Here is a 13,424-nt window from a genome sequence, read left to right as displayed (position 1 = left end):
GGTGCTGAATACTGCCGTCATGGCCGGTCCGGTGCGGTGAGCTGGAGGGGACGGTCGCGTGAGCGAGATACCTGAGACGGCGAGCGGTGTCGTATGGCAGAGCAGCCCGCCCGGATCCATCTATGACTACATCCGGGTCGCCTCCTTCTCGATAGGCCCCGACGGGCTCGTCGACCAGTGGAGCCGGCGTGCCGTCGAACTCTTCGGAGTCACCGCCGAGGAAGCCAGGGGCAAGGATCCCGTCGAGGCGTTCATGCCCGCCGACCTGCGCGAACGAGGACACCACCGGGTCAGGGAGATCCTCGACGGCAAGGAGTGGACCGGCCTCGTCCCCTTCCGGGTGCCGGGCGAGGACGGTGCCCACGGCATCGCCGAGCTCTATGTGATGCCGAGCGAGACGCAGACCGGGGAGCGCGCGGCGCTGTGCATCGTGGTCGACGTGCGGGCCCTGCGCCGCATCGAGACCGACCTCGCCGCCTCGCAGGCCATTTTCGGCCAATCCCCTTTCGGCTTTCTGCTCTTCGGCACCGACCTGACCGTCAAGCGCGCCAACCGCCGCTTCGCCACCGTCTTCGGCGGCTCCGCCGACGACCACCGCGGCCGCACCGTCCACGACTACCTCGCCAGGCCCGAGGCCGACCGGATGACCGCCGCCCTGAAGAAGGTCCTGGAGACCGGCGAGTCCGTGGCCGACCTCCAGATCGTCGGCGCCGCGCCCGGCTCCCATGACCGGCGCCACTGGTCGGTCAACCTCTACCGCGTCCACAGCGGCTCCGGCCGGCCCATCGGTGTCGCCGGCCTCGGCATCGACGTCACCCGCCGGCACAACGCCGCCCGCGAGGCCGCCAGCGCCCGCCGCAACCTCGCCCTGCTCAACCAGGCCGGCTCCCGGATCGGCAACTCCCTCGACCTGGAGGCCACCGCCCGCGAACTCCTCGACGTCGCCGTCCCCGGCTTCTGCGACCTCGCCGCCGTCGACCTCTATCAGGGGCTGCTCACCGGAGACGAGGCCCCGCCCGGACGCTGGGGCAGCTCCCACGACGTCGGCTACGGGGCCGGCAGCGCCGAACTGCGCCGGGTCGCCGTCGCCAGCGCCGTTGCCGACACCCCCGTACGGGTCGGAAAGCCGCGCGGCAGCGCGGAGGACGCGAAGCCCGGGAACGACGGGCCCGGCGCGACCGGCCCGGACGCCGGCGCCGCCGGACACCCCCGGCACACCGGGCCCGCCACGGAGCTGTGCTGCGACACCGGGCACGTCCAGGTCGGCTCCGTCCACCGCTACCCGTTCAACTCGCCCTGCGCCGGAGCCCTGCGCACCGGCCGTCTGGGCACCGTGCCCGGACCGGACGGCGGCCTCGTCCAGTCCACCCTCGTCGTCCCGATGGTCGCCCACGACACCGTCGTCGGACTCGTCCAGTTCTCCCGGACCAAGGGCAGCGAGCCCTTCGGTGAACGCGACCGCGCCCTCGCCGTCGAGCTCGCCGCCCGCGCGGCGGTCTGCATCGACAACGCCCGCCTCTACCGGCGCGAACACGAGCGGGCCCTCATCCTCCAGCGCAGCCTCCTGCCGCCCGGCGACCCCGAGGCCGCCGGACTCGACATCGCCTGCCGCTATCTGCCCGGCACCGTCGGCTCCGAGGTCGGCGGCGACTGGTTCGACGTCATCGAACTGCCCGGTCACCGCACCGCCCTGGTCATCGGCGACGTCATGGGCCGCGGCCTGCGCGCCGCCGTCGCCATGGGCGAACTGCGCACCGCCGTACGCACCCTCGCCCAGCTCGACCTCGAGCCCGCCGAAGTCCTCTCCCACCTCGACGAGATCGCCCGCGGTCTCGGCGCCCCCGCCGGCGCCCAGCAGTCCGCCCGCGCCCACAAGGCCCGCGGCCCGGAACTGTCCGAGGTCTACCTCGCCACCTGCGTCTACGCCGTCTACGACCCGGTCACCCGCCGCTGCACCTTCGCCAACGCGGGCCACCTGCCCCCCGTGCTCCTCGAACCCGGGGAGGAGGCCCTGCTCCTCGACGTACCCCCGGGGATGCCGCTCGGCGTCGGGGGCGAGCCCTTCGAGGAGGTCGAGGTCGAGCTGCCCGAGGGTGCGCTGCTCGCGCTCTACACCGACGGGCTCGTCGAGTCCCGCGACCATCCGCTCGACGAGGGCCTGAGCGCCTTCCGCAGCGCCCTCGCCAATCCCGGACGCCCGCTCGAGGACGTCTGCGACCACGTCCTGACCACCCTCGACACCCACCACGGCGAGGACGACATCGCCCTGCTCATGGCCCGGATCCAGGGCCTGCCCAGCGAGGCCGTGGGCGACTGGCGGCTGCCCCGGGAGCCCCGCTCGGTCGGCCGCGCCCGCGAACTGGCCCGGGCCCAGCTCACCACCTGGGAGCTGGAGCCCCTGGTGGACACCGTCGAACTGCTGGTCAGCGAGCTCGTCACCAACGCCCTGCGCTACGGCGAGGGCGAGATCCGGCTGCGGCTGCTGCGCGACCGCACCCTGGTCTGCGAGGTGTGGGACGCGGGGCTCGTCCAGCCCCGGCGCCGCCGCGCCAAGGACACCGACGAGGGCGGCCGCGGACTGCAACTGGTCGGGCTGCTCAGCGCCGCCTGGGGCTCGCGCCGCACCCCGCGCGGCAAGACCGTCTGGTTCGAGCTGCCCCTGCCGGACGGCGACGGCCTCGCCGAACCGACCGTCGACCAACTGCTCAGCATGTTCTGACCCACCGGCCCGCCGCGCCCCACCGGCCCGCCGCGCCGCCGCGCCGCCGCGCCGGCGCCCCACCGGCCGGACCGGGTGCGCCGGTCAGGCGGCCTTGAGCGCGGCGAGCCGGGCCGCGATCTCCGCCTCGTCGCCGAGGGCGTCCAGTTGCTCGAACTGGGCGTCCAGCGAGGAGGCGGCGAGCTCCTGCTTGCCCATCGCCCTCGCCTCCTCCCGGCGGACCTTGTCCTCGAAGCGGCTCAGCTCGCTCGTCGGGTCCAGGACGTCGATGCTCTTCACCGCGTCCATCATCGTGTTCTGCGCCTGCGCCGTCTTCGCCCGCGCGACCAGCTCGTCGCGCTTGGCCTGGAGCTCGCCCAGCTTGGCCTTCATCTGGTCCAGGCCGCTCCTGAGCTTGCTCACCACCTCGGTCTGGGAGGCGATCGTCGGCTCGGCCGACCTCGCCTCCTTCTCCGACTGGAGCTGGCGGCCCAGCGCGATCTTCGCCAGGTTGTCGAAGCGGTCCGCCTCCGCCGCCTGCCCGGCGGCCCGCAGCCCGTCCGCCTTGCGGCTCGCGGCCAGGGCCTTCTCGCCCCATTCCGTCGCCGCCGCCACGTCCTCCTGGTGGTCCTGCTCCATCAGCCGCAGATTGCCGATGGTCGCCGCGACCGCCTCCTCCGCCTCCGTGATGTTGCTCGCGTAGTCGCGGATCAACTGGTCCAGCATCTTCCGCGGGTCCTCCGCCTGGTCCAGCAGGGCGTTGATGTTCGCCTTCGCCAGTTGGGCGACGCGGCCGAGGATGGTCTGCTTGCTCATGGACGGTCTCCTTGCGCACAAGACGGGATACGAACGAAAGAGCGAGGTCAGAAACGACCGCCGCCGCCCAGCCGGCCGCGCGTGCCGCCGCCGCCGAAGCTGCCGGGACCGCCGCCGAAGCCGCCGCCCCCGAAACCCCCGCCCTGACCACCGAAACCTCCACCACGACCTCCCCCGAACAGTCCGCCGAGGATGATGCCGCCGAGCACGGCCCCACCGAGCCCGCCGCCACCGGCACCTCCCACCCCTGTTACACCGCCCAGGCCGTTCGGGTTCCCGTACGTCCGCACATCCTGCTCCGCGAGTTCCTGCGCCCGCCGGGCCAGCGCGTCCGCCTGCTGCGCCTCGGCGAGCGCCGACTGCGGGTCGTCGCCGGCCGACTGCCCGGCCCGGTCCAGACGGCGCCGGGCCTCGGCCAGGCGGGTGCGGGCCTCGGCACCGACGGCCCCGCGATGCGTCGTGATGTAGTCCCCGGCAGCGCCGATCGCCGAACGGGCCGTCAGCGTCACCTGATCAAGGAGCGCACGGGCGCGCCGGGCTCCCGACTCGCGCTCCCGCGCGCCCTCCAGCGCCTCGTCGAGCGCCGCGTCCGCCTCCTCGATCCGGCGCAGCGCGTCGATCGGGTCGTACCGGCCGGAGTCCACCGCCGCCCGCACCGCGGCGAGCACCGACTCGGCCCGGCCGATCCGGCCGCGCAGATCGGCCGTCGGCACCTCTTCCGCGGTGCCCTGGAGCAGCCCGCGGGCGTCCGCCAGATCCGCCTCTGTCTCCTCGACCGCCCCGGACAGCCTTCCCACCGCCTCGGCGAGCTCCTGGGCCCGCCGGTCCACGGCGTCGATCAGCCGCGCCGCCTGGTCGACGGCGCCCTCGGCGGCCCGGATCTGCACGGCCGCGCCGCCGTTGTCGCCTTCGTCGATCCGCTGCCGGGCCGCGTTGATGGTGGTGGTGGCGAAGACCAGCCGGTCCTTGGCCTGTTCGACGTCGCCGGAGACCGGGGCCGCCGCCGACTCGGTGTAGCGCTCGCGCATGGCCGTCAGGGCCGCCTCCGCCGTGCCGATCCGGCCGGTCTGCTCGCGGAACGCGTTCTCGACGGTGGCCAGGGCCTGCGGGGCGTTGCGCTCCAGCGCCCGCAGCCGGTCGAAGTCCGCGGACTCCGCGTCCAGGCGGGCGTTGACGTCCGCGCAGCGCCTCAGGATCTCGTCCAGCATCGAGCGGCGGGTCGCGTCGTCCTCGGGGAAGGCGTCGTCGAGCCGCTGCCGCAGCCGGAACGCGGCCGTGAGCTCGTCCTCCGCGTACCGCAGCGCCTCCGTGAAGGGCCCGGCCGCCTCCTCGCCGAACTGGGCGGTGGCGAAGCCCAGTTCCTCCTGGCTGGTCCGTACGGCGTCGTCGGTGGCGACCAGCGCCTGCCGGGCCCGCCCGTCCAGCTCGTCGAGCGAGGGCGGCGGGGGAGTCCTCGGCGCGCCCCAGCCCTGGCCGCCGCCCGCGCCACCGCCGCTCCCGCCGCCGGGGGTGGTGCGGGTGGCGGTCCTGCGGCGGCGCCGGGCGTACGCGTACGCCGCCACGGCCCCCGCGCCGCCGACCAGGACGACCGGCACGAGCAGGTCGGCCGCCGAGCCGGAGCCGCCCGTCGTGCCGCCGCCCGGGTCGGCGGGACCGGAGGTGATCGTGGGGGCCGGGACGGGCAGGCCCGCGAGGACGGCCGAGTAGCCGTTCGCGGCGCCGACGGCCGCGCCGGCCCAGTCGTTCTGCCGCAGGGCCGGTTCGATCGCGGTCCGTGCCACGTCGTCGAGCTGGGCCTGGGTGAAGGGGCTGTCGGGGTCGGCGGAGTAGCCGTACAGCCGCTCGTGGGTGGCGACGGCGAGCAGCAGGTCGTCGCGGCCGAGGCCGTTCCGCTCGGCGGTGGTGTCCGCCCAGCTCTGGGCGCCGCGGCCGGAGAAGTCCCGTACGTAGACGACGAAGAGCTGGACCCGCCGGTCGTCGTAGAGCCGGTCCAGGGCCTGCGCCACCGCCGCCCGCCGGTCGCCGAGGGCTCCCACCCGGTCGGTGATCTGTCCCTCACGGGACAGCTCGACGGGGTCGTCGGCAGGGGCGCCGTGGGCGGCGGGCACGAGCAGCCACCACGCCGCCACCAGCATCGAGAGCAGGGCCCGGGTGGCTCTTCGCGTCACGCAAGCGAGGGTATGTCCGGGATTGTCCCCACGCGACCGGGCCGGGCCGTACGGGCGGGAGGGGCGTGACGCGGCAGCAGGGATCGGACGGGCCGTGCGGAAACCGTTCTCCACAGGCCCGCGTCACTGTCGGTAGCCACCGCTACGGTGGCTCCAGTGACACGACGACCCTCGGGGGGCCCGGGTGAACGCACGGTGGAAGAGCAAGGGGCGACGAGGACGCCGGATCGTCCTCGGGCTTGTCCTCCTGCTCGTGGTCCCGGTCCTCGTCGCGGGCACGGCGCTGCGCCTCAACTACACCGGTGAGCTGCGCGAGGGCACCACGACGCGCGGCAAGGACGCCATCTGGCTCGGCCACGCCTGGGTCGACGGCCGGAAGAAGGACGCCGACCTCACCGCCTTCGCCGCGCGGATCAAGGGCACGGGCATCCGCGACCTGTACGTCCACGCCGGGCCGCTGGAGCACGACGGCACCCTGCCCGCCGCCCGCTACCCCCGGGCCCGCTGGCTCCTCGACGGCGTCCACCGCACGATGCCGGGCATACGGGTGCACGCCTGGCTCGGCGACATCCTCGCCACCGAGGGCCCCGACGGGCTGCGCCTGGAGGACGCCGGCTCGCGGGCCGCGGTGGTGGCCTCGGCCCGGCAGATCCTCGACGCCGGCTTCGAAGGGGTCCACTTCGACCTGGAGCCCCTGCACTCCGACGACCCCCACTATCTGTCGCTGCTCGACGACCTCGGCGCGCTCACCCGGGCCCGCAAGGCGCCGCTCTCGGTCGCCGCGCACCAGATAGATCCGCTGCCGGCCGCCCACACCGCCCTCGGCGTGGTCACCGGCGGCAGCGAGAAGTGGTGGTCGCAGGAGTTCTTCGGACAGGTCGCCCGCCGCGTCGACCAGATCGCCGTCATGTCGTACGACACCTGGATGCCGCTGGAGGGCCTGTACGGCGGTTACGTCGCCCAGCAGACCAGCCTCGCCCTGGAGGTGACCCCCGAGAGCACGGACCTCCTCATGGGGCTGCCCTTCTTCCACGAGGACGACCTCGGACACCACGAGAACGCCGAGACCGTCGCCGCCGCCGTCCGGGGCGCCCGGCTGGGGCTCGGGCGCACGGACCCGGGCCGGGAGCGCTTCGGACTCGCGCTGTACGTCGACTTCGCGGCGGAGGAGGGCGACTGGGCGGCCTACCGGGCGGGCTGGCACTGAGCGGGGCCGCCGCCCGGCGGGCTACGAGCGGCGGCGCCGGATCCGGTCGCCCAGCCACACCACCGGGTCGTACTTCCGGTCCACGACCCGCTCCTTCATCGGGATCAGGGCGTTGTCGGTGATGTGGATGCCCTCCGGGCACACCTCGGTGCAGCACTTGGTGATGTTGCAGTAGCCGAGGCCGTGGTCGTCCTGGGCGGTGCGGCGGCGGTCCAGACCCGCCTCCTCGGCGGCGTCCAGCGGGTGCATGTCCAGCTCGGCGATCCGCATGAGGAAACGAGGACCGGCGAACACCTCCTTGTTCTCCTCGTGGTCGCGGACCACATGGCAGGTGTTCTGGCACAGGAAGCACTCGATGCACTTGCGGAACTCCTGCGAGCGGTCGACGTCCTCCTGCCGCATCCGGTACGCGCCCGGCGCCAGCCCGGCGGGCGGCACGAAGGCGGGGATCTCCCGCGCCTTCGCGTAGTTGAAGGACACGTCCGTCACCAGGTCGCGGACCACCGGGAAGGCCCGCATGGGCGTCACGGTGATCATCTCCTCCGGCCCGAAGACCGACATCCGGGTCATGCACAGCAGCCGCGGCCGGCCGTTGATCTCGGCCGAACAGGAGCCGCACTTGCCGGCCTTGCAGTTCCAGCGCACCGCCAGGTCCGGCGCCTGGGTGGCCTGGAGGCGGTGGACGATGTCGAGGACCACCTCGCCGTCGTTCACCTCGACCGTGTAGTCGGTCAGTTCGCCGCCGTCGGCGTCGCCCCGCCAGATGCGGAACCGCGCGTCGTAGGTGGTCATGACTCCAGCCCCGCTTCCGCCGCGTCCAGCTCGTCCTCGGACAGGTACTTCGCCAGCTCCTCCTTCTCGAAGAGGGCGAGCAGATCGGCGCGGATCGGCTCGGTGCGCACCCGCTCCAGCCGCACCCCACCCGCGCCCCCGCCCCCGCCCCCGCGCCCGTCCCCGTCGTCCACCCGGCACAGCAGGTTCACCGGCCGCCAGGCGCGGTCCATCGACGGGCGGTCCTCCCGGGTGTGCCCGCCACGGCTCTCCGTCCGCTCCAGGGCCGCCCGGGCCACGCACTCGCCGACCAGGAGCATGTTGCGCAGGTCCAGGGCCAGGTGCCAGCCGGGGTTGAACTGCCGGTGGCCCTCGACGGCGAGCCGCCGCGCCCGCTCGCGCAACCGCGCGATCCGTTCCAGGGCCTCGGCCATCTCGCTCTCCCGCCGGATGATCCCGACCAGGTCGTTCATCGTCTGCTGGAGCTCCTGGTGGAGCGTGTACGGATTCTCGGCGGCCGCCCCGAACGCCTCGCCGTCGAAGCCGTCGAAGCCGTCGAACGGGGCCAGCGCCTCCGCCCGCGCCTCGGCCACCGCCGCCTCGCCGACCTCGGTCCGGCCCGCCTCCGCCGCGTACGCGGCGGCGTACAGCCCGGCCCGGCGTCCGAAGACCAGCAGATCGGACAGGGAGTTGCCGCCGAGCCGGTTGGAGCCGTGCATGCCGCCGGCGACCTCACCGGCCGCGAAGAGCCCCGGGACGCCGACCGTGGCCGCGGTCTCCGAGTCGACGGCGACGCCCCCCATCACGTAGTGACAGGTCGGCCCGACCTCCATCGCCTCGGCCGTGATGTCGACGTCCGCGAGCTCCTTGAACTGGTGGTACATCGACGGCAGCCGGCGCCGGATCACCTCCGCCGGCATGCGGGTCGACACGTCCAGGAAGACCCCGCCGTGCGGGGAGCCGCGGCCCGCCTTGGCCTCCGCGTTGATCGCCCGGGCCACCTCGTCGCGGGGCAGCAGCTCGGGCGGGCGGCGGTTGTGGTCCGGGTCCTCGTACCAGCGGTCGCCCTCCTCCTCCGTCTGCGCGTACTTCTCCTTGAAGACCTCGGGCACGTAGTCGAACATGAACCGCTTGCCCTCGGAGTTGCGCAGCACCCCGCCGTCGCCGCGCACCGACTCGGTGACGAGGATGCCCTTCACGGACGGCGGCCAGACCATCCCGGTCGGATGGAACTGCACGAACTCCATGTTGACCAGTGGCGCGCCCGCGAGCAGAGCGAGGGCGTGACCGTCACCGGTGTACTCCCACGAGTTGGAGGTCACCTTGAAGGACTTGCCGATGCCACCGGTCGCGAGGACCACCGCGGGCGCCTGGAGGACGAAGAAGCGCCCGGACTCCCGCTCGTAGCAGAAGACCCCGGCCACCCGCCCCGAGCCGTCCTTCAGGACCCGGGTGACGGTGCACTCCTGGAAGACCTTCAGGCCGCTCTCGTAGTCGCCGGTCGCGCGGAAGTCCTCCTGCTGGAGGGAGACGATCTTCTGCTGGAGGGTGCGGATCAGCTCCAGGCCGGTCCGGTCGCCCACGTGCGCGAGCCGCGGGTACTCGTGGCCGCCGAAGTTGCGCTGGGAGATCCGCCCGTCGGGCGTGCGGTCGAAGAGGGCGCCCCAGGTCTCCAGCTCCCACACCCGCTCCGGGGCCTCCTGGGCGTGCAGCTCGGCCATCCGCCACTGGTTGAGGAACTTCCCGCCGCGCATCGTGTCGCGGAAGTGGGTCTGCCAGGTGTCGTGCGGGTTGGCGTTGGCCATGGCGGCGGCGATGCCGCCCTCGGCCATCACGGTGTGCGCCTTCCCGAAGAGGGACTTGCAGATGACGGCGGTACGGGCGCCCCGGTCCCGCGCCTCGATCGCCGCCCGCAGCCCGGCGCCCCCGGCGCCGACCACGATCACGTCCCACTGCTGCCGTTCCGTATCGGTCATCTCAGAAGAACCTCGGGTCGTCGAAGGCGCCGGTGGCGAGCAGGTACACGTACAGGTCGCAGACCGCGACGCTGATCAGCGAGGCCCAGGCGAGCTGCATGTGGCGGAGGTTGAGGCGCCCCGCCCAGGTCCACAGCCGGTAGCGCACGGGATGCTTCGAGAAGTGCCGCAGCCGGCCGCCGACCACGTGCCGGCAGGAGTGGCAGGACAGGGTGTACGCCCAGATGAGGACGATGTTCACGAGGAAGACCAGCGTCCCGAGCCCGGCGTGCCCCCAGGCGTAGGAGGCGTCCCGGAAGGCCAGCACGGTGTCGTACGTGAGGACGCCGGCGACCGGCAGGGCCAGGTAGAAGAAGTACCGGTGGACGTTCTGCAGGATCAGCGGGAAGCGGGTCTCGCCGCTGTACGCGCGGTGGGGTTCGGCGACCGCGCAGGCGGGCGGGGAGGCCCAGAAGCCCCGGTAGTACGCCTTGCGGTAGTAGTAGCAGGTCAGCCGGAAGCCGAGCGGGAAGATCAGGATCAGCAGGGCGGGGGAGAGGCCCCACCAGCTCCCGAAGAGCTCCCAGTTCGGGCCGCCGCGCATGGGCACGCAGTTCTCGGCGAGGCAGGGCGAGTAGAACGGCGAGACGTAGGGCGCGGCGTAGTAGTGGTCGCCCGCGAAGGCCCGCCAGGTCGAGTAGGCGACGAAGGCGAGCAGTCCGGCGGCGGTGGCGGCGGGCGCAAGCCACCAGCGGTCGGTGCGCAGATGGCGGGCGGCGACGGAGGCGCGCCCCGGGGAGCGCACCCCCGTCGACCGTGGTGAGGGTTCGGTACCTGTGGCCAACGAGGGGCCTCCTCTGCCGGTTGCCGGTGGGCGCCTACGGCGCGTGGCGGTCGCGTGCTCCCAGGCCCTCGTCGTCGGAATCGGTCCACATCCCGCTGTCGTACGGGGTGTCCGGGATGGGTACGAGGTCGGGCCGGCCGGTGGTCGGCGTCGCCGTGGGCGCGTCCCGCTCCGCCGCGACGCGGCGTTCCAGCCGCTCGACCGTGAGCTCGAGGTCGTGCAGGCGGCGCTTGACGGCCGCCAGATCGTCCTGCACGGACATGGTTGCCCTCACTTCCGCGAGTGCGGGGGTGGCGAACACGCGCCTGAGAGTGTCGCGCGTCACATCCCGCTTGTGAAGCCGTGTGCCGTGATTCCACTCGTCCGGGGCGCCCCGGCGCGGGGGCCGTTGGGCCGCACGGGTGGGCTTTGCCGGCCGTGCCGTCGTGTCGCCCTCGCCGGATCCGCTCCGTCCTTTTCAGTGTATGAGCAATAGGTGTGATCATCTCCAAATGGCATGAAACTGGACGAAGGGGTACAAGTCATGTCCCAGGTCGGCGCCCCTCGCGGGAGGACATGCTCCAGGAGCCCCCGCTCCCGCACGCTCCGCTCCGTCGCGACCCTCGGCAGCGCGGTCCTCGCCCTCGCCGTGCTCGCCGGATGCACCTCCGGCGACAGCGGCGACGAGCCGCCCGCCGCCGCCCAGGACAACGCGCCGGCCCCCCGCGACAAGGTCGCCGACGGAGGAACCCTGCGCTGGGCCGTCGACGCCCTGCCCACCACGCTCAACGCCTTCCAGGCCGACGCCGACGGCACCACCGCCCGCATCGCCGGAGCCGTGCTCCCCGCCCTGCACACCCTCGACGAGCGCGGCCGGCCCCGGCTCAACCCCGACTACCTGGAATCCGCCCAGGTCATCGAGACCGAGCCCCGGCAGGTCGTCCTCTACAAGCTCAACCAGCAGGCGGTCTGGAGCGACGGGCGCGAGATCGGCGCCCCGGACTTCGTCGCCCAGTGGCGGGCCCTGAGCGGCCGGGACACCGCGTACTGGACCGCCCGCAACGCCGGCTACGAGCGGATCGAGAAGATCGAGCGCGGCAAGAACGACCTGGAGGTACGGGTCACCTTCGGCAAGCCCTACGCCGACTGGCGCTCGCTCTTCACCCCGCTCTACCCGAAGGAGGTGATGGGCTCGCCCAACACCTTCAACGACGGCGCGCGCAGCACCCTCAAGTCCACCGCAGGACCGTTTCTCCTGAAGGCGATCGACCGCGAGAACGACACCGTCACCCTCGCCCGCAACCCCCGCTGGTGGGGCAAGACCGCCAAGCTCGACACCCTCGTCCTCACCGCCGTGCCCCGCACCGAGCGGGCCGCCGCGCTCGCCGCCGACAAGCTGGACCTGGCCGAGATCGACCGGGCCGCCGCCGAACGGATCGCCCTCGCCGTACGGGACGCCCGCGCCGGCCGGAACGGCGCGCAGGCCCTCGCCCACGGGCCCGGCGCCGGGATCACCCCCGCCGCCGCCCTGAAGTCCTGGGCCCTGGCGTACGGCTCCGACGAGGAGAAGGCCGAGGAGGTCAGGGCGGCCCGGGAGAAGAACCAGCGCGCCATCGCCCGCTACGCGGCCGAGCAGAAGGGCCTCGCCCGGTTCGTGGTCCGCAAGTCCCTGGAGCCCGCCTACACCCAGCTCTCCCTCAACGGGGAGTCCGGGCCGCTCGCCGACGAGCGGGTGCGCCGGGCGGTGGCCCGCGCGATCGACCGCCAGGAACTGGCCGAGACCGTCCTCAAGCCGCTCGGCCTGCCGGCCAGGCCCCCGGGCAGCCACCTGGCCCTCGTCGGACAGCCCGCGTACGCCGACAGCAGCGACGCGCTCGGCGACCAGGACACCGAGGAGGCGCGGGCGCTGCTCGCCGACGCGGGCTGGGTCCCGGGCGGGGCGCTGAAGAAGCCGGCCGCCGCCACGAAGGCGGGCAGCGAGGCCGAGAAGAAGGGCCCGCAGGAACGGAAGGCCGAGGACGCCGAGAAGGCGGCCGACGAGAAGAACGAGAAGAACGACAAGAACGAGAAGAAGACGGACGGGAACGCGGAGGAGGCGGACGCCGCCTCCGACGAGGGCCTCTACATCGTCGGCGACGACAAGCCGGGCGAGCGCCGCGCCGCCCCGCTGATCGGCGCGGGCGGCCCGGAGAACGGCACCAACATCCTCGCCCCGGCCCCCGTCGCCGCCTTCCAGGGCGCCGCCCTGCTCCGCCAGGCCGCGGCCCTCGACACGGACACCGGCGCCAAGGCGGAGGGCAAGCCGGTGGCCAGGCCCGTCGCCGGCGCCTACGCCCCGCGCGGCACGGCCGCCCCGGCGGCCGTGGACGCGGCGGCCGCGCAGGCCCTGGGCAAGGACGGCAAGCCGCTCAGCCTCCGCTTCGTCCTGCCCTCGGGGCCGGGCTCGGAGTCGCTGCGGGCGGTCGGCGACCGGATCATCCGGATGCTCGACGCCATCGGCATCCGCACCGAGGTCGTCAAGGTCTCCGACGAGAGCTTCTTCAAGGACCACATCGCCTCCGGCGACTACGACCTCGCCCTCTACTCCTGGCCCGCGACCGCCTTCCCGGCGACCGACGCCCGGCCGATCTACGCCAAGCCCGAGCCGGCCTCCGACGGCTCGCTGCTGGTGGAGCAGAACTACGCGCGGGTCGGCACCGACCGCATCGACCAGCTCTTCGACCAGGCGGCGGCGACCCTCGACGAGGAGGAGGCCCGCGATCTCGTCCGCCAGGCCGACGCCCGTATCTGGGCGGCGGCCGGCTCCATCCCGCTCTACCAGCGCCCCCAGCTCGTGGCGGTCAAGCCCGAGGTGGTCAACGCGGGCGCCTGGGGCTTCGCCGCACCGCGCTACCAGGACATCGGCTTCAAGAAGCCGGAGTCGGCCAAGGGCGCCGAGCGCAACAAGGGGTAACGGCGACCGGCCGCGTCCCCCGCGTCCCTCCGC

At 73.5% G+C, this 13,424-nt stretch carries 9 protein-coding genes; 3 read left to right on the top strand and 6 right to left on the bottom strand.

The window, feature by feature from the left end:
- Positions 1-58: 58 nt before the first annotated feature.
- Positions 59-2,719: a SpoIIE family protein phosphatase gene (locus ABZ135_RS05470; protein WP_356692036.1), complete on the top strand. Its 2,661-nt coding sequence runs from the start codon at positions 59-61 to the stop codon at positions 2,717-2,719.
- Positions 2,720-2,803: 84 nt separating this feature from the next.
- On the opposite strand, the gene ABZ135_RS05465 is transcribed toward ABZ135_RS05470, so the two are convergent.
- The gene (locus tag ABZ135_RS05465) at positions 2,804-3,514 is read right to left on the bottom strand and encodes a PspA/IM30 family protein (RefSeq protein WP_356692034.1); all 711 of its coding nucleotides are present in this window, start codon (positions 3,512-3,514) and stop codon (positions 2,804-2,806) included.
- Between the two features lie 47 nt (positions 3,515-3,561).
- Positions 3,562-5,649: a TPM domain-containing protein gene (locus ABZ135_RS05460; protein ID WP_356692322.1), complete on the bottom strand. Its 2,088-nt coding sequence runs from the start codon at positions 5,647-5,649 to the stop codon at positions 3,562-3,564.
- 217 nt (positions 5,650-5,866) lie between these two features.
- On the opposite strand from ABZ135_RS05460, the gene ABZ135_RS05455 reads away from it, so the two are divergent.
- Complete coding sequence (locus ABZ135_RS05455) at positions 5,867-6,889, top strand: hypothetical protein (RefSeq protein WP_356692032.1); 1,023 nt, start codon at positions 5,867-5,869, stop codon at positions 6,887-6,889.
- Positions 6,890-6,910: 21 nt separating this feature from the next.
- On the opposite strand, the gene ABZ135_RS05450 is transcribed toward ABZ135_RS05455, so the two are convergent.
- The 4 genes from ABZ135_RS05450 to ABZ135_RS05435 are packed head-to-tail and all read right to left on the bottom strand — an operon-like array spanning position 6,911 to position 10,721.
- Complete coding sequence (locus ABZ135_RS05450; RefSeq protein ID WP_356692030.1) at positions 6,911-7,681, bottom strand: succinate dehydrogenase/fumarate reductase iron-sulfur subunit; 771 nt, start codon at positions 7,679-7,681, stop codon at positions 6,911-6,913.
- Positions 7,678-9,636, bottom strand: a complete 1,959-nt coding sequence (locus ABZ135_RS05445; protein WP_356692028.1) for a fumarate reductase/succinate dehydrogenase flavoprotein subunit — start codon at positions 9,634-9,636, stop codon at positions 7,678-7,680. The genes ABZ135_RS05450 and ABZ135_RS05445 overlap by 4 nt, the downstream gene beginning before the upstream one ends.
- A 1-nt stretch (position 9,637) precedes the next feature.
- Positions 9,638-10,459: a hypothetical protein gene (locus ABZ135_RS05440; RefSeq protein WP_356692026.1), complete on the bottom strand. Its 822-nt coding sequence runs from the start codon at positions 10,457-10,459 to the stop codon at positions 9,638-9,640.
- A gap of 34 nt (positions 10,460-10,493) precedes the next feature.
- Entirely contained in the window at positions 10,494-10,721 is a 228-nt protein-coding gene (locus ABZ135_RS05435; protein WP_356692024.1) for a hypothetical protein, read from the bottom strand.
- A 261-nt stretch (positions 10,722-10,982) separates the two neighbouring features.
- On the opposite strand from ABZ135_RS05435, the gene ABZ135_RS05430 reads away from it, so the two are divergent.
- Positions 10,983-13,391 carry an ABC transporter substrate-binding protein gene (locus tag ABZ135_RS05430; RefSeq protein WP_356692022.1) on the top strand — a complete coding sequence of 803 codons (2,409 nt, stop codon included), beginning with the start codon at positions 10,983-10,985 and terminating at the stop codon, positions 13,389-13,391.
- The last annotated feature ends 33 nt before the right edge of the window (positions 13,392-13,424 follow it).

The organism is Streptomyces sp. NPDC006339 (genome assembly GCF_040612775.1).
Taxonomy (GTDB): Bacteria; Actinomycetota; Actinomycetes; order Streptomycetales; family Streptomycetaceae; genus Streptomyces.
This window is presented reverse-complemented; position numbering and strand designations above follow the sequence as displayed.

Coding starts and splice junctions, on each gene's coding strand:
- ABZ135_RS05445 (WP_356692028.1), bottom strand. CDS start 9,636: ATGACCGATACGGAACGGCAGCAGTGGGACGTGATCGTGGTCGGCGCC.
- ABZ135_RS05460 (WP_356692322.1), bottom strand. CDS start 5,649: ATGCTGGTGGCGGCGTGGTGGCTGCTCGTGCCCGCCGCCCACGGCGCC.
- ABZ135_RS05430 (WP_356692022.1), top strand. CDS start 10,983: ATGTCCCAGGTCGGCGCCCCTCGCGGGAGGACATGCTCCAGGAGCCCC.
- ABZ135_RS05435 (WP_356692024.1), bottom strand. CDS start 10,721: ATGTCCGTGCAGGACGATCTGGCGGCCGTCAAGCGCCGCCTGCACGAC.
- ABZ135_RS05450 (WP_356692030.1), bottom strand. CDS start 7,681: ATGACCACCTACGACGCGCGGTTCCGCATCTGGCGGGGCGACGCCGAC.
- ABZ135_RS05465 (WP_356692034.1), bottom strand. CDS start 3,514: ATGAGCAAGCAGACCATCCTCGGCCGCGTCGCCCAACTGGCGAAGGCG.